Source organism: Streptomyces sp. NPDC048434, from assembly GCF_043200375.1.
Lineage (GTDB): Bacteria > Actinomycetota > Actinomycetes > Streptomycetales > Streptomycetaceae > Streptomyces.
In genome coordinates this window covers 422,679-438,302 of the sequence record NZ_JBICXQ010000001.1, presented here as the reverse complement: position 1 = coordinate 438,302, position 15,624 = coordinate 422,679, and the positions used below count along the sequence as shown (strand labels likewise).

The following is a 15,624-nucleotide window of genomic DNA, read 5'->3' as shown; positions in this document are numbered from 1 at the left end:
CTTGAGAGCCTTCGACTCGAAGGGGAACTGGAGATTCGTACCTATCGACCATCTGTTAATCTGCCCGCTCCTGGAGGTTCCTCCAGCTCCGCTCCCCCCAAGCACCCCCCGTTCGCCGGTGCAGCGAGGTGTCCCGTAGGTGTACAGCACTCCCTTTTCCCCCGCAGAGGCCAGATCCGCGCGGGCCCGGGTGGGCCTGAGTACGGCTCAGGTCGCCCAGTCCATGACGGCGTGCGGCACGCCGGTCCATCCCGAGCTGATCGAGGCCTGGGAGTACGGGACCCAAGCGCCGTCCGAGTCGCAGCTGTTCGTCCTGGCCGATGTCCTGTGGTGCCCGCCGACCATGCTGATGGGCATCGAGCCCCGGACCCTGGCCGAACACCGGATGGCCCGCCAGTTGAGCGTGGAGCGGCTGTCGCAGCTGATCGGCATGGACCCGGCCATGTACTGGGCGGCCGAGTCGGCACAGCAGTGGAACGGTGACTACCGGCAGACCAAGGCACTGGTGGAGGCACTGGGGCTGTCGCTGCGGAAGCTGATCGGGGTGATGGGCCGGAACGACGAGCTGGCCGGGCATCTGCGGTCGGCCATCGACGGGCGCTGGAAGGCGCATGTGGGACCGATCACGGAGATCTCCACGCTGAACAAGACCCGGGTGAGCGACGCCCTGCGCACGATGCATGCGGAGTTCGCGGAGTTCTCCGAGCGCTACATGGGGCATGTGGTGGCGCGGAACGACGACTCCCGGCTCAAGGAGGTCGCGGCCGAGCGCTCGGCGTATCTGCGCCGGCTCGTCGACCACTTCTGGGATCTGATCGGGGATGCGGGCGAGGCGCCGCCGTTCAACACCGTGGCCACCCACTGACGGGAGCGGTCGGGCCGGACGGAGGGCAGCGGGCGGGGAGGGACCTGGATACGGTTCCCTCCCCGCCCGCGGCCGTCGAGGCTCAGTGGCCGGCGCTGCCCCAGTGCGGGCCCTGCGGTCCGGGCGGACCCTGCGGGTTGTGCGGGCCCTGCGGGTCGTAGAGGCCCTGCTGAGTGCGCGGGCCCTGCGGGTCGTACGGGTCCGCCGGGCCGGGCGCGCCGACCGGCTCGTGCGTACCCCACGCACCGTGCGCGCCGACCGGGTCGTGCGCGCCCATCGGACCCTGCTCCTCCGCCGACTCGTCGTCCTCCATGTCGTCCCAGTCGATCTCCATCGTGCTGCGGCGGGTGAAGACGTTGAAGAAGAGGTTCAGCAGGACGGCGGTGAGGCTGCCCAGCGTGATGCCGCTGTTGAGGACCGCGCGGACGTCCTCCGGCATCCGCTCGAAGAACGGCGCGACGGCGTTGGGCAGCAGCGACGCGGCGAGGCTGACCGCCAGGATCAGGGCGTTGCGCTCCTCGCGCAGATCCACCTTGCCCAGGATCTGGATGCCGACCGCGGCGACCATGCCGAACATCGCGATCGCGGCGCCGCCGAGCACCGGGTGCGGAATCGCGGCCACCACACTGCCCGCCTTCGGCAGCAGCCCCAGGACGATCATGAAGCCGCCGGCCGCGACCACCACGAACCGGCTCATGACCTTCGACATCCGCACCAGGCCGATGTTCTCGGCGAAAGCCACGTAGGGGAAGGAGTTGAACACCCCGCCGAGTACGGTGGCGACACCGTCGGCGCGCAGGGCGTTGGCGACCGTGGCGTTGTCGACCTTCTTACGGGTGATCTCCCCGATGGCGTAGACGTCTCCGGTGGTCTCCACCATGGTGATCAGCATGACGACGACCATGGCGATGACCGGGAACAGCTCGAACTTCGGCATTCCGTAGTGGAATGGCGTGCTGACACCGAACCAGTCGGCATTCTTCACCGGGCCGAAATCCACATCGCCGAGGAGCCAGGCGACCCCGGTACCGGCGACCAGACCGAGCAGTACGGCGAGGCTGCTCAGATACGGCTTCCCGAGCCGGACCACGGCCAGGATGAACAGCAGGGTGCCCAGCGCATATCCGAGGTTCTTGGGATCGCCGTATCCGGCGTGCCCGATCAACTGCGCACCGCCCGCCGCGTCCTGGAGGCCCTGCGGGATGAGGGTGAGGCCGATGATGGTGAGGATGGTACCGATGACGATCGGCGGGAAGTACTTCACCAGCTTGCTGAAGAACGGCGCGAACAGGAAGGTCGCTATGCCCGCGGTGATCACCGCGCCGTAGACGACGAGCAGCCCGGCGGTCCCGCCGCCCGCGCCCAGGCCGATGGCGATCATCGGCGAGACCGCGGTGAAGGTGACGCCCTGGACCAGCGGCAGCCTGGCGCCCACCTTCCAGACGCCGAGGGCTTGGATGATCGAGGCGACACCGCAGGTCAGCAGGTCCGCGTTGATCAGATAGACGAGCTCCTCATGAGAGAGACCCAGGGCGTTCCCGAGGACGATCGGGACGATCACCGCACCCGCGTAGAAGGCGAGGACGTGCTGGAAACCGTAGAGGGTGAGCTTGCCGACGGGGAGCACCTCGTCGACGGGGTGGGCCTGCTGGGGGTTTTGCCGGGAGACTCGTGCCATCTCTGCCTTGCCTTCGCGAGGTAGGTGAATAAGAAGGAACCGGCGCCGTCGCGTTTCGGGGGACGGACGGGCCGGCTGGGTCTTACAAAGCCGACGTTGAGCGGTGTCGCCGACACCACGTAGCCCTGTGCTGCACTTTGCGTCCTGATTCGGTAGGACTTCCTTCGATCAGCGCAGCAAATTCCGGTATTTCGATGGAATTTACAGGTGGACTAATCGGAACGTTCACCTTAGTTGACCTGCACCGTTTCTCGCGAGTAACCGGTCGTATTCGCTCGTATAAAAGGTGATCACGCCCCGAAATCCCGTTTTGGGAAGGGGTTTTGCGCGCCGCGGCAACGTATGCGCCAACGGGCGGGGCGCGGTCCGCCGCCGTAAAATTTCGGTATGCCTGAGCGGCAGGATGCGCCCACCGCGCCGGAACTCGTCGTCGAGTCCGACGGCAACACCCAGGTGATGAGCCCCAGCCGCGTCTATCACGTAGGGCGGGACCCCGAGAGCGAGCTCGTCATGAGCGACACCCGGGTTTCCTGGCACCACGCGGTGCTGCGGACGAAGTCCGGCCACTGGACGGTGGCGGACGAGGGCAGCACGAACGGCACCTTCACCGACGGGCGGCGGGTGGAGGAGACCGGCATCGGGCCGGGCAGTGTGATCCGGTTCGGCAACCCCGCCGACGGTCCGTGTGCGGTGCTCTCCGGGGTGTCACGGCCGACCCGGTCCGAGCGGCCCTCCGCCGTCTCGTATCCCGCCGGCACCCGCACCTTCCGCCGTCCCAGTGCGGTACGGCCGCTGCCGGCCGCCCGGACCACCCGTATCGGCCGCGCGCCCGACAACGACCTGGTCGTCGACGACCTCACGGTCTCCCGGCGGCACGCGGAGCTGCGGGCGGGCCCGGAGGGCTTCGAGATCGTCGACCTGGGCAGCCACAACAGCACCTATCTCAACGGCCAGCCGGTGGACCGGGCCCCGATGATCCCCGGCGATATCGTCGGCATCGGCCACTCCGCGTTCGCCCTGGTCGGCGATGAACTGCAGGAGTTCATCGATACCGGCGAGGTCTCGCTGGACGTGCAGGATCTGGCCGTACGGGTCGACAAGGGCCGGAAGACGCTGCTGGACAAGGTGTCCTTCCCGGTGGGCGAGAAGTCGCTGCTGGCCGTGGTCGGGCCCAGCGGCGCCGGCAAGTCGACGCTGCTCAACGCGCTGACCGGGCTGCGCCCCGCCGACGACGGCACGGTGCTCTACGACGGCCGTGACCTCTACCGCGACTACGCCGAGCTGCGCCGGCGCATCGGGCTCGTACCGCAGGACGACATCCTCCATCTGCAGCTGACCGTGCGCCGGGCGCTCGGCTACGCCGCACAACTGCGCTTCCCCGAGGACACCGCGAAGGGCGAGCGGCAGGCGCGGGTCGACGAGGTGATCCGTGAACTGGGCCTCGACCAGCGGGTGAACCAGCCGATCCACAGCCTCTCGGGCGGCCAGCGCAAGCGGGTGAGCGTGGCCCTGGAGCTGCTGACGAAGCCGTCGCTGCTCTTCCTCGACGAGCCGACCTCCGGTCTCGACCCCGGCATGGACCGCTCCGTCATGCATATGCTGCGCGGCCTGGCGGACGACGGCCGCACGGTCATCGTCGTCACCCACAGCGTGCTGAGCCTGGATGTCTGCGACCGGCTGCTGGTCCTGGCGCCGGGCGGGACGATCGCCTACTACGGGCCTCCGGAGGAGGCGCTGTCGTACTTCGGGTACGGGCAGTGGCCGGAGGCGTTCGAGGCCTTCGAGAACGACAGGGACCGTGACTGGGCGGGAGACTTCCGCGCCTCGCCGCCGTACCGGCGCTATGTGGCCGGTGACTCCCATCAGCCGCTGCGCGCCCCCGAGGCGCCGAAGCGGCAGGTGGCCGTGCCCAAGGCGCAGAGCTGGGGCAAGCAGCTGAACACGCTGGTGCGGCGCTATGCGGCGGCGCTGACCGCCGACCGGACCTTCCTGATCATCATGGTCGCGCTGCCGTTCGTGATGGGGGCGATGGCACACGCCCTGGCCGGATCCTCGCTCGCCAAGGGCGCGGCCGCGATCAACGCCCTGCTGATCCTGTGCGTCGGAGCGGTGCTGACCGGCGCCGCCAACGCGGTGCGCGAGCTGGTCAAGGAGCGGACGATCTATCAGCGGGAGAGAGCCGTCGGCCTGTCCCGCTCGGCATATCTGATGTCCAAGGTGCTGGTACTGGGCGCGATCACGATCGTCCAGGCCGTGGTGCTGACCCTGGTGGCGCTGTTCGGCGTCCAGCTGAACGCACCCGGCGGCAAGGGCGTGTTGCTGCCACCACTGATCGAAATCATCCTGGCGGTGGCCCTGTTGGCCTTCACCGCCATGATGCTCGGCCTGTTCGTGTCCGCGCTGGTGCGGAAGGAGGAGGTCACCATGCCGCTGCTGGTCCTCCTCGCGATCGTCCAGGTCGTGTTCTGCGGTGCGCTGCTCAAACTGAACGGGGTGCCGGGGCTGGAGCAGCTGGCGTGGCTGGTGCCGTCCCGGTGGGCCCTCGGGGCCATGGCGGGCACCATCGATCTGCACCGCCTCGTACCGCAGGGGACGTCGGACCCGCTGTTCCAGCACACCCCGGGGATCTGGCTGCTGAACATGGGCATGATGCTCGTGCTCGCGCTGGTCCTCGGATTCCTGGTCACCAAGCTGCTGCGGCGGCACGAACCCGAGATCATGCGCAAGTAGGGCCGAGGAGCCGCCTGTGACCGCGCCCGAGTTCCTCCCCAGCCATGTCGTTCCCCCGGAAGGGATGGCGACCTGGTCGGCGCCGGACACCACCCGGCCGACCTCGCCGCTCGATCCGCTGCTGCCGGTCCAGATCATCGACCGCCGCGGCGACTGGGCGCTGGCGCTGTGCTCCAACGGCTGGTCGGCATGGGTGGACGGCCGGCTGCTGCTGTCCGTACCGCATGAGCCGCCGGCCGCCGCGCAGCCCGCCGCCCGGACCGCCGACCCCCGTCCGCTGCTGGGCGCGGTGGAGGGTGAACTGAGCCGGTTCCGGCGGCTGATCGAGGAGCTGGCCGCCGGGCAACTGGACGGCGAGTCGTTCACCCGGCGCACCCGGGGCACCCGGCTGGGGGTGGTCGTGGACGGCGATGCGGTCTGGATGTACGACGCGCGGCACGAGCGGTGGTGCTACTGCGACGGGGTGTCGTTGCAGACATATGCGGTGACGGCGGGCCCGTCGTCGCGGCCGGGGGAGCAGACGCCTCCGGGAGCGGGCTCGGGCTCGGGAGCGCAGGACGAGCCGGGAGAGGCGGCGGATCCGCCGGCCGGCGACGGGTCCGGGGCCGGGGCGGAAGCCGATCCGCCGGGACCGGCGGACGGGCAGCCGTCGCCGCCCCCGCCGGATCCCGACCGGACCCGGGCCCTGCGCCCCGGCGATCCCCCGCCGCAGCCACCGAACCCCGTGGGTGACACCCGGTGAACGGCGAGCGGACGGGGCCCGACCGGCCCCGGGAGCGCTCCACCTCTCCCGACGCCTCCAGCCTGCGCGGGCGGCGGATCGCCGGGTATCTGCTGCAGGACGAGATCGGCCGGGGCGGGATGGCGGTGGTCTACCGCGCGGAAGATCTGCGGCTCGGCCGTACCGTGGCGGTGAAGCTGCTGGCGCCCGAGCTGGCCCGTAACGACACGTTCCGTCAGCGCTTCGCCCATGAGTCGCGGGTGGCCGCGGCGATCGACCATCCGCACATCGTGCCGGTCTTCGAGGCCGGCGAGACCGACGGCGTCCTCTACATCGCGATGCGCTACGTCCAGGGCCGGGATCTGCGGGCGCTGCTCGACCGCGACGGCCCGCTGCCCCTGGAGACCGCCTGCCGGATCGCCCTCCAGGTCGCCTCCGCGCTGGACGCCGCCCATGCGCACGACCTGGTGCACCGGGACGTCAAACCGGGCAACATCCTGATCGCCGAGGGCACCGACAGCGACCGCCCCGAACACGCCTATCTCACCGACTTCGGGCTGACGAAGAAGTCCCTGTCGCTGACCGGGTTCACCAGCGTCGGCCAGTTCGTCGGCACGCTGGACTATGTGGCGCCCGAGCAGATCTCGGGCCGTCCGGTGGACGGCCGCTGCGATGTCTACAGCCTGGCCTGCGTCCTGTTCGAGATGCTGACGGGGGCGCCGCCGTTCCGGCGCGATGACGACATGGCGCTGCTGTGGGCGCATCAGTACGATCCCCCGCCGGCGCTGACGGAGCGGCGCCCCGATCTGCCGGAGGCCGTCGATGCGGTCTTCGCCGAATCCCTGGCCAAGGCACCCGAGAACCGCTACGAGACCTGCCGGGGGTTCGTGGCGGCCCTGCGCGCGGCCGGACGGACCGCGGCCCCCGGGTCACCCGTGGGCACCTCGCGGGCGCACCCCATGACGCAGGTGGACGCCCAGGCGGACCCGGGCGGCCGGCGCAGTCCGGCTCCCCCGCCGCCACCGCGCTGGGCGACCCCGATGTTCCCGGGCCGCGCGGGCCCGTCGTGATCCGCGTAGCCGCGCGGGCCCGTCGTGATCCACGCGGGACAGGGCCTGGGCGGCGCGTGCGGCGGCCTTCTGGATGAGGCCGCCGAGCAGTCATCGCAGGGAAACCCGCTCGACCCGGCTGCCTCCTTGAAGAGACCCTACGGGCATGGAGTTCTTCTGCTACCACCGCGACCGGCCCGGCTCCGTAGCGCTGCGCGACGAGCTACTGGAAGAGCATTGGTCCTATATGGACCGGTACGCGAAGGAGCTGATCGCCCGGGGCCCGACCCTCGCCGACGACGGCGAGACACCCACCGGCAGCGTGCACATCGTCGATCTGCCCGGTCCCGTCGCCGCCCGCGCGTTCGCCTTCGACGAGCCGAACTACCAGGCCGGCGCGTACCGGGACGTGCTGCTGCGACGGTGGCGCAACACCCTGGGGCGCACCATGTGGGATTTCCCCGGCGGCCGGACCGATGGCAACCGGTACCTGGTGCTCGGCCTCGGCACAGGGCAGGCCGCCGACCTCGCGGTCCCGCCCGACCAGGACGAACTGATCGCCTACGGGCCGCTGTTGTCCGACAACGGCGCCACCTGGCTGGGCACGGCGGCGTTGGTCCGGGCGCCGGACCCGGACACGGCACGCGCCGTCCTGACCCAGGACCGGTACGCCGACATCGAGGTGCACAACTGGCAGTTCGGCGGGCGGCCGTCATACCCCGAGGACGTCCAGGCCGACGTCACCCCCGAAGCCCTTCGGACCGCTCGGCATCCTCGTGTTTCACCCGACCCCACCGATGCCTCGGCCTGACACACACCGGTGGTCCCGTGGCGGTTCATCCGGCAGGGCCGAGCCCACTGGTTGGCGAGCCGACCTCGACCTCGGCCAGGGCGACGTGCCATGGACGTGCCTGGCCGACCCGGAGGGCCACGAGTTCTGTGTCCTCGCCCCGTCCTGACGCGGAGCCTGAGCGCAAGTCAGCCGGCGAGCAGGCGTCAGATATCGACGTGGGGATAGAACTCGACATAGTTCTCGCCCGTCGCGCCGCGGTACGTGCAGCTCCGCTCGGCGAGGTCGACGGTGTAGTCGACGACACCCGCCGCCCAGAGCGCCCGAGTGAACTCGGGGTAGCTGCTTTTACCGGCCTGATCGGTCCGGAGGGCGGTGACGACGGCCTCGGCATCGAACGGGGCGACATCCGTCATCCCGTTGCAGAGCGGCGTGGCCTGGTTGATGACGGGGCCGGTGCCGGTCAGGAACAGGTTGGTGGCCGAGGCCACCGTGTGGCGGTAGGTGGTGATGCCGGCCTGACGGAGAGCCTCGGCGAGGTAGGGGAATCCGCCCACCTGGGGGCGGACGGCGGCGGCGCGTTCCAGGGCGGCTTCGAGGGTGTCGGTGGTGATGCTCATGAGTTCCTCCGGGGATCCGGTGTCGGCCCGGGCAGTGCCACGGTTATCATGGCAACAGAATGCCAAGATGGCAACATGTTGTCAAATATGGAGCGTGAGATGCCCGACGAGATGGCTCTGCTGGTGGCGGATGTCTTCGAGGCCGCGGGAGCCCTGCGCCGTGCGGGCGAGGCCGTAGCCGCCGCCGAGGGACAGACCCAGGCCCGCTGGCAGTTGATGAGCGCGGTATCGGAGCAGGCGCTCACGGTTCCGCAGGCGGCCCGCCGGCTCGGCATCGCCCGGCAGGGCGTCCAGCGCGTGGCCAACGATCTGACCGGCGCCCGCCTGGCGGAGTTCCTGCCCAACCCGGACCACCGCACGTCCCCGCTGCTGACCCTGACCGCCGAAGGGCGCACCACATTGCGCAAGATCACGGCGCGCGCCGAGGCGGCCCACAAGGCTCTCGCCGCGCACCTTCCCGAGCACGATCTCGCCGCCGCGCGCGCCGTCCTGCAACGCCTCACCGAGGAGGTACGGAACCAGGGAGCCGGCCAGGTGCGGGACCCGGAGTGAGCGCGGAGGCGACGCCCCGGGCTCCGGCTCCCGCTACGGCTCCCCCACCTCGCCCGGATGGCGTACGCGCCGCGCCGCCAGGCTGCCGAGGAAGCCGGTGACCAGCCCCCAGGCGAGGCCCACGCCCACCAGCCGCAGGAGTTGCGGGTCCACGGTGACCTCGCCGCCCAGGTCGCCGCCGAGGTCACCGATGCCCAGCAGGGAGAGCCCGTAGTGGGCGGAGATGCGGGTGAGCAGTCCGACGACGAGCAGGGTGAGCCCCAGCGCGACGGCCATCTCGACGGCGTGCCGCCAGGCCGGCAACCGGGCCGGGGAGCGGACCGCCGCGGTGAAGGCGGCGACGAGCAGCACCACGGCCGCCACCGCCACCAGCAGCCAGGCCCGGCCGTCACGCTCCGCCAGCGAGCCGAGGTCGAGGGTCTGCTTCCCGTGGGTACGGAGCACCTGGTCGAGGATGTGCGGCAGGGGCAGTTTGATGCCCTTGTCGACATGCCCCACCCAGGCTCCGCCGGTGCCGATGCCCAGCGCCATCCAGGCGAGGTTCGGCAGCCCGAGGAAGATGACGGCGAACGTCTCGGCCGGGCGCCCCTTGGTGAAGAGCTCGACAACGGCGATGACCAGCCCGATCACGACATAGCCCAGCAGCGTCAGCAGCATCGCGAAGGCGGGTGGCCGTACGGAGGACTGGAAGTGCAGCAGCTGGGGCGAGAGCGGGGCCCGCCGCGAGACGACGAAGGTCAGCACGAGCAGCGCCAGCACCCACAGCAGTCCGAACCCGAGGGTCGCGGGCACATCGGCGTGGAAGCCGACGGTGGGGGTGGCGCCCAGGTCGGCGCCGAGCTGATCGGCGAGGTCGTTGCCGACGGAGATCCGGAAGCCGTGCCGGGCGGCGAGCGTGAGCAGCAGCAGAAGCACCAGCCAGCACACCGCCGTTCGGACGATCCGGCCGAGCAGCTCCCGGGTGCCGGCCACCGCCCGGTGACGCAGCGGCAGCAGGAAGACGGCGGCGGTCACCAGCGCACCGGCGAGCGTGACCGACAGCGGTACGACGTCCAGGGCGGCATCGGCCTGCGCAAGGCCGCCGACGTCGCCGTAGAGACCGACCGAGCCGCCCGCCGCGACCAGCACGGTGGCCGCGACCACGGAGGGGAACGCCCCGCCGGGAAGGTCCGCCGCGCCCGCCGCCCACAGGCCGAGCGCGGCGACCACGATCATGGTGACGATGCCCGCCAGGGCCGTGCCCAGCGCTTGCGCCCAGAACCGGACGGCGGGCGGTGCGCCGCGGCGGCGCACCGGGCCCGGCGAACCGGCCGACGCGGGGCCTCGCATCTGGCTCACGCTCTCTCCTGCCGGTCACGGGACCGCGTACCAACGATCCGCCTGGAAGGACACCTTGGCCGCCCCGCAGGGAAGGAAAATGCAGGAAACGGCCATGTGGCGCAGAACGCCTGTCCCGATACTTGTCCCGCATCCACGGCATGCACGCACCACCGTAAGCACCGGCGGGCCGCCCCGCTTGCGGACGGTGTCGCCCCCGGGCACACAATGGTCACGACCTTGACAAAAGCGGGCGAATTTCGCATCGCCGGATGGCCCACCCGCGACGGAAGAGGTACCCGTGACATCTCCACCGCCGCCTGACAGCCACCCGACCGGACCACCATCGGGCCCGCTCTCCGGCCCGTCGTCCGAGCCCTCGCACGAGCCGACTCGGGTGAGTCCGGAACCGGGGCGGACGCCGCCGACGGAGCCCACCGCGCCGGGATCCGGCACTCCCCCGGGCGGGTCCGGCGGGGGCGACGAAGGCGGCGGGGGCGGTGGCGGCTCCGGCCGTGGTGGGGGCGGCGGGGCGGCCGGGGGCGGCAGACCCTGGTGGCGGTCCGCGCCGCGGGTCGCGATCATCGCGGCCGCCGTGGTCGCAGCGGTGATCCTGACGGTCGTACTCACCCGGCCGGGCGGCTCCGGCACCGGCGAGGTGTTCGCCGAACCGGCCGGCTCGACCGGCCGGGACCCGGTCACCAAGTCGACGGCGAACGAGTCCTCCCCGGCCCCTTCCGCCACGCCCAAAAAGCCGTCCGGCGGCGGGAACAGCACCTTCCAGGGCGCGACGCCCGGCCTCTACGGCGGCACCCGGAAGAGCGCGAGCTGCGATGTCGAGAAGCAGATCACCTACCTGAAGGACGCCCCCGCGAGGAACCGGGCGTTCGCCGGCGTCCTGGGCAAACAGCCGGCTCAGATCCCGTCCTATCTGCGGTCGCTGACGCCGGTGCAGCTGGGCTATGACACCCGGGTCAGCAACCACGGCTTCAAGGACGGCAAGGCCACCACCTTCCAGTCGGTCCTGCAGGCCGGCACCGCGGCCATGGTGGACTCGTATGGAGTGCCGCGGGTGCGCTGCAAGTGCGGGAACCCGCTGACCGAGCCGACACCTCTCAAGGGCGGGGTGAAGACGGTCGGCACGAAGTGGCCCGGATACCAGGCCTCGAACGCGGTCGTCGTCACGCCCGCAAAGACCAAGATCAAGGAATTTGTGCTGCGCGACCCGAAGACGGGCACGTGGTTCAAGCGCCCCGAGGGCGGCACCGGCACCACGGACACCCCGACGACCCCGCCGGCCGAGACCCCCAGCGGCCCCACCACCTCCGAGCCCCCGCCGAACGGGTCGCCGTCGGCCGGTGAGACCTCGTCCGGGACCTCCGGCCCCTCGACCCCGGGCACCGGTACGGCCACCCCCGGGTCTCCGACGGACACCACGGGAGGGTCCGGCACCACCGGCGGGCCGACCGGGCACTCCCCGAGCCCCGGGGGCACGCCCGGCGGCGGGTCACCGGGCGGCGGGTCGCCCGGCAGCGGTGGGTCACCCGGCGGCCGGGCTTCACAGCCGGGAGGCGGCAAGACACCGCCGTCCACCTGACAGCAAGCGCCCCGTACGGGAAAGCGGCGGGCAGCCGGAAGGCCGCCCGCCGCTTTCCTGCTGCACGGCTTTCCTGCTGCGCGGCTTTCCTGCTGGGCTGCTGGGCTGCTGGGCTGCTGGGCTGCTGGGCTGCTGGGCTGCTGGGCCACCTTCGCCGCATGCCCGATGTCGAACTGTGTCCTAATCATCCGGCGCACCGGACAACCTCCGAAGCGGAGAGACCCTCTGCCTATGCGGCGGGTGCATTGGCGGCCCTTGACGGTTATCCCCGCACAGGGCCGGGCTCCGCCACTGTCAGTTGTTCTGCTTTGCAGGGGACCCCCGTGCACGCCGGACCACGCCGCCACCCCGCCTGGTTGATACCCGCCCTGATAGCGGCGGGCACGCTGTTGACCGCGTGCGGGGCGGGTGCCGACGCGCCGGAGGCGGGGCAGCCCGCGGCGAAGGTGACCGTCACCCCGGCCGCCGGAAACACCTCGGCCAAGCTCGGCTCGGAGATATCCGTACGGGCCGACGGCGGAAAGCTCACCTCGGTCGAGGTCAAGGACGACAAGGGCGGCACGGTCACCGGGAAGCTCGCCGGTGACGGCGTGTCATGGAAATCGGACGGCAAGGTCAAGCCCAAGACCACCTACACCGTGCGGACCAGGACGAAGTCGTCGCAGGGCAAGGAATCCGCGGCCACCTCGGAGTTCACCACAGAGCAGGCCGACAAGGTGAACAAACTCACCAACACCCCCTCCGGCGGGCAGACCGTGGGCACCGGAATGCCGGTATCGATCCTCTTCGACCACCCGATAGCGAAGGACCGGCGCGCCGAAATCGAGAAGGCGCTGAAGGTCACCACCCAGCCGAAGGTCCAGGGTGCGTGGGGCTGGGTCAAGGACTACTCCGGCAAGGACCGGATCGACTGGCGCCCCAAGGATTACTGGCCCGCCGGCACCAAGGTCTCCGTCAAGGGCGCGCTGTCCGGGATCAACTCCGGTGACGACGGCGGCTGGTTCGCCCGCGACTACAACTTCGGCTTCCGTATCGGTGCCGACCACAAGGCCGTCATCGATGTGCCCTCGCACACGCTGACCATGTACGAGAACGGCAAGAGCGTCGACAGCATCCGCGGCTCCGCGGGCTCCCCGCAGGACCCGACCCGCGGCGGGGTGCACACCGTACGCAGCAAGAACGCGGCCGAGACGATGGACTCCGCCACCATCGGCCATGGCGACGAGTGGAGCCTGGACTCCAAGTGGGTCACCCACCTCACCGCGTCCGGGACCTTTCTGCACTCCGCCCCGTGGAACAAGTCGATCGGTGTGGACAACAACAGCCACGGCTGCTTCGGCATGACCACCTCGGACGCCAAGAAGATCTACGACTTCCTGCCGATCGGCTCCACGGTCGAGGTGAAGGGCACCAGCAACACCAACAGGACCGACGTCGGCAACGGCCTGGAGGTCTGGCAGGAGAGCTGGACGCAGTGGCAGCAGCGCAGCGCGCTGCAGCACTGACCCGGGCGGCGGGCACTCATCTGCGGTGTCTGCGGGGGCTGCGGGTGCGGGTGAGCAGCAGGAAGAAGGTGGCCAGGACGGCGACGGCCTGACCCAGTGCCGCGAGCCTCTTGTCGCTGCTCCAATCCGGTTCGTACATGTCCGGGAGCGGTCCCGGCGCGCCGATGTCCACGTAGGTGTAGAGGAGCAGCAGCGCGAGTCCGCCCGTCGCGACGAGCCAGGCGAAGGTGTCGGCCGCCGGCCGGCGCCAGGCCAGGACGAGCAGGGCGGCGAGCGCGGCCAGCGCGGCCTCGACACGGAAGAGCATGCCCTGGCTGATGGTTGCCGTGACCCCGTCGTACCGGCCGGCGAGCCGGGCGTGGACGTAGGCGTCCAGGGCCAGGCCGGCCGCCGCCAGCAGCCGTGCGATACCGCGGGCGACGCGGCCGGACCGCCCGCGCTCCGGGACGGAGTTGTCTGGTGCCACGGCTTCTCCAAGCCTCTCGGTGAGCGGCGGTAGCCGGGTCAGCGGACGGTGAGCCGGCCCTTCATGTACGGGTGGATCGTGCAGACGTAGGGGTAGCGGCCGGGCTTGGCGGGCGCCGTGAAGGTGACCGTCCGGCCCGGCTTGATGCTGCCGGTGTCGAAGGCCTTGGCGCCGGTGGCCGTCACGGTGTGCGTGGTGGAGTCCTCGTTGACCACGGTGATCCTGGCGCCGGGCCGTACGGACAGGGCGGCCGGCTTGAAGGCGAAGTCCTTGACGGTGAGCCGGGTGCCGGCCGGTGCACCGGGGCTCGGCTGCGCCGTGGGGGTGCGGGATCTCGACGGGGCGGTGCCGCCGCCGGTGTGCGAGCAGCTGCCGAGGCCCGTGGCGAACAGGGCGACAGCAGCCACGGCGACGGCCGTCCTGGCGGTCTTCCTCATCGGGCGTCCGTCTCCTTCGGTCCGGCCGGTCCGGCCTCGGCGGGCCGCACACCTCAATAGACCGCAGACGCCGCCGCCCGGCCATCCGGGCGGCGGCGTTCGGCGTACCGGGCGGACGGCAGGGCGGGCGGCGGGCGCCGACGCCGTTCCGTACGCAGCGAGGCCGTACCGGTCAGCGGATCTCGCTGGTCGTACGGCGATAGGTGGAGCGCCGGTCCTCGATCTCGGGCCAGCGGTCGCCGTAGACGTTCTCGGTGATGCCCGGCTCCCGCAGGAAGTCGTGCGGGAAGCCCAGCGGTACCGCGCTGCTCCGTTCGAGCCGTGCCAGCGCGTCGGCGTCCAGCGTGACATCCACCGAGGCGAGGTTGTCCAGGAGCTGGCTCTCCTTGGTGGCGGCGATGATCGGGATGATGTTGCCGGGCCGGCTGCGCAGCCACGCCAGCGCCACCTGCGCCGGGCTCCAGCCGCCCTGCTCGGCGATCTCCAGCACCGCGGTGACGGTCCCCTCCGCGTTGTGGTCCCGTTGGCCGTCCTCGCCGACGATGTCCAGCCGGCCCGTCTCACCGCGGCGGTACTTGCCGGTGAGCCGGCCGCCCGCGAGCGGTCCCCACGCCAGTACGGCCAGGTCGAAGGCGCGGGCCTGCGGCAGCAGTTCGCGCTCCGGCGTCCGCTCCAGCAGGTTGTAGCGCAGCTGCGAGCCCGCGAACGCGGTCCAGCCGCGCAGCTCGGCGAGGGTGTTCGCCTGCGCGATCTCCCAGGCCGGCCAGTCGGAGACGCCGATGTAGAGCACCTTTCCCGACCGCACCATGTCGTCGAGCGCCCGCATCACCTCCTCCACGGGCGTGAAGTTGTCCCGGGCGTGCACCCACAGCACATCGAGATGGTCGGTGCGCAGCCGCTCCAGGCTCTCCTCCACCGACCGGACCAGGTTCTTGCGGTGGCTGCCCGCCGCGTTCACATCGCCCTTGCGGGTCGCGCAGGTGTACTTGGTCGCCAGGACGAAGCGCTCCCGCCGGCCTTCGAGCAGCTCGCCCAGGATCCGTTCCGAGGCGCCGTCGGTGTAGTTGTTGGCGGTGTCGATGAAGTTGCCGCCCGCGTCCGCGTAGGCGTCCAGGATCCGGCCGCTGGTGTCCTTTCCCGCGCCCCAGCCCCAGTCGTCGCCGATGGTCATGGCGCCCAGGCTCAGCTCGCTCACCCGCAGACCGGTCCTGCCGAACAGTGTGTAGCGCACGTGGTTCCCTTCGATCGGCGCAGCTCTCCGGTGCTGCGCTCACGCTAGGAGCTGGAGCGCGCTCCA

The 15,624-nt window shown here is 70.9% G+C and carries 13 protein-coding genes and 2 pseudogenes; 9 read left to right on the top strand and 6 right to left on the bottom strand.

Annotated features, from left to right (window positions below; all coding sequences use genetic code 11):
• Window positions 1–139 precede the first annotated feature (139 nt).
• A complete protein-coding gene (locus ACGFWI_RS02015) occupies window positions 140–865 on the top strand; it encodes a transcriptional regulator (RefSeq protein WP_393903942.1) in 726 nt (241 codons plus the stop codon).
• Window positions 866–947: 82 nt separating this feature from the next.
• Here the strand turns inward: ACGFWI_RS02015 and ACGFWI_RS02010 are convergent, their stop codons facing one another.
• The gene (locus ACGFWI_RS02010; protein ID WP_393903941.1) at window positions 948–2,543 is read right to left on the bottom strand and encodes a solute carrier family 23 protein; all 1,596 of its coding nucleotides are present in this window, start codon (window positions 2,541–2,543) and stop codon (window positions 948–950) included.
• A 387-nt stretch (window positions 2,544–2,930) separates the two neighbouring features.
• On the opposite strand from ACGFWI_RS02010, the gene ACGFWI_RS02005 reads away from it, so the two are divergent.
• The 5 genes and pseudogenes from ACGFWI_RS02005 to ACGFWI_RS01985 form a co-directional block, all read left to right on the top strand.
• Entirely contained in the window at window positions 2,931–5,273 is a 2,343-nt protein-coding gene (locus ACGFWI_RS02005; protein ID WP_393903940.1) for an FHA domain-containing protein, read from the top strand.
• 16 nt (window positions 5,274–5,289) lie between these two features.
• Complete coding sequence (locus ACGFWI_RS02000; RefSeq protein WP_393903939.1) at window positions 5,290–6,015, top strand: hypothetical protein; 726 nt, start codon at window positions 5,290–5,292, stop codon at window positions 6,013–6,015.
• Window positions 6,012–7,064, top strand: coding sequence for a serine/threonine-protein kinase (locus ACGFWI_RS01995; RefSeq protein WP_393903938.1), 1,053 nt, complete (start codon window positions 6,012–6,014; stop codon window positions 7,062–7,064). Before ACGFWI_RS02000 ends, ACGFWI_RS01995 begins: the two co-directional genes overlap by 4 nt.
• Before the next feature lie 145 nt (window positions 7,065–7,209).
• Window positions 7,210–7,758: pseudogene (locus ACGFWI_RS01990) on the top strand (YciI family protein); the annotation flags it as partial.
• Window positions 7,759–7,915: 157 nt separating this feature from the next.
• A pseudogene (locus ACGFWI_RS01985) lies at window positions 7,916–8,002 on the top strand (VOC family protein); the annotation flags it as partial.
• Window positions 8,003–8,039: 37 nt separating this feature from the next.
• Here the strand turns inward: ACGFWI_RS01985 and ACGFWI_RS01980 are convergent.
• Window positions 8,040–8,453, bottom strand: a complete 414-nt coding sequence (locus tag ACGFWI_RS01980; RefSeq protein WP_393903937.1) for a DUF1398 family protein — start codon at window positions 8,451–8,453, stop codon at window positions 8,040–8,042.
• A 99-nt stretch (window positions 8,454–8,552) separates the two neighbouring features.
• On the opposite strand from ACGFWI_RS01980, the gene ACGFWI_RS01975 reads away from it, so the two are divergent.
• Complete coding sequence (locus ACGFWI_RS01975) at window positions 8,553–9,005, top strand: MarR family transcriptional regulator (RefSeq protein ID WP_393903936.1); 453 nt, start codon at window positions 8,553–8,555, stop codon at window positions 9,003–9,005.
• Window positions 9,006–9,038: 33 nt separating this feature from the next.
• On the opposite strand, the gene ACGFWI_RS01970 is transcribed toward ACGFWI_RS01975, so the two are convergent.
• Entirely contained in the window at window positions 9,039–10,343 is a 1,305-nt protein-coding gene (locus ACGFWI_RS01970) for a streptophobe family protein (RefSeq protein ID WP_393903935.1), read from the bottom strand.
• A gap of 574 nt (window positions 10,344–10,917) precedes the next feature.
• Here ACGFWI_RS01970 and ACGFWI_RS01965 point away from each other — a divergent pair.
• Together ACGFWI_RS01965 and ACGFWI_RS01960 are read left to right on the top strand one after the other, a co-directional pair.
• Complete coding sequence (locus ACGFWI_RS01965; RefSeq protein WP_393903934.1) at window positions 10,918–11,919, top strand: DUF6777 domain-containing protein; 1,002 nt, start codon at window positions 10,918–10,920, stop codon at window positions 11,917–11,919.
• Window positions 11,920–12,242: 323 nt separating this feature from the next.
• Window positions 12,243–13,424: an Ig-like domain-containing protein gene (locus ACGFWI_RS01960; RefSeq protein ID WP_393903933.1), complete on the top strand. Its 1,182-nt coding sequence runs from the start codon at window positions 12,243–12,245 to the stop codon at window positions 13,422–13,424.
• Between the two features lie 16 nt (window positions 13,425–13,440).
• Here the strand turns inward: ACGFWI_RS01960 and ACGFWI_RS01955 are convergent, their stop codons facing one another.
• From ACGFWI_RS01955 to ACGFWI_RS01945, 3 genes are all read right to left on the bottom strand, one after another.
• Window positions 13,441–13,890 carry a hypothetical protein gene (locus ACGFWI_RS01955; RefSeq protein WP_393903932.1) on the bottom strand — a complete coding sequence of 150 codons (450 nt, stop codon included), beginning with the start codon at window positions 13,888–13,890 and terminating at the stop codon, window positions 13,441–13,443.
• Between the two features lie 38 nt (window positions 13,891–13,928).
• On the bottom strand, window positions 13,929–14,327 hold the full coding sequence (locus tag ACGFWI_RS01950; protein WP_393903931.1) for a cupredoxin domain-containing protein: 399 nt from the start codon (window positions 14,325–14,327) through the stop codon (window positions 13,929–13,931).
• A 172-nt stretch (window positions 14,328–14,499) separates the two neighbouring features.
• Window positions 14,500–15,558: an aldo/keto reductase gene (locus ACGFWI_RS01945; RefSeq protein ID WP_393903930.1), complete on the bottom strand. Its 1,059-nt coding sequence runs from the start codon at window positions 15,556–15,558 to the stop codon at window positions 14,500–14,502.
• Window positions 15,559–15,624: the final 66 nt, after the last annotated feature.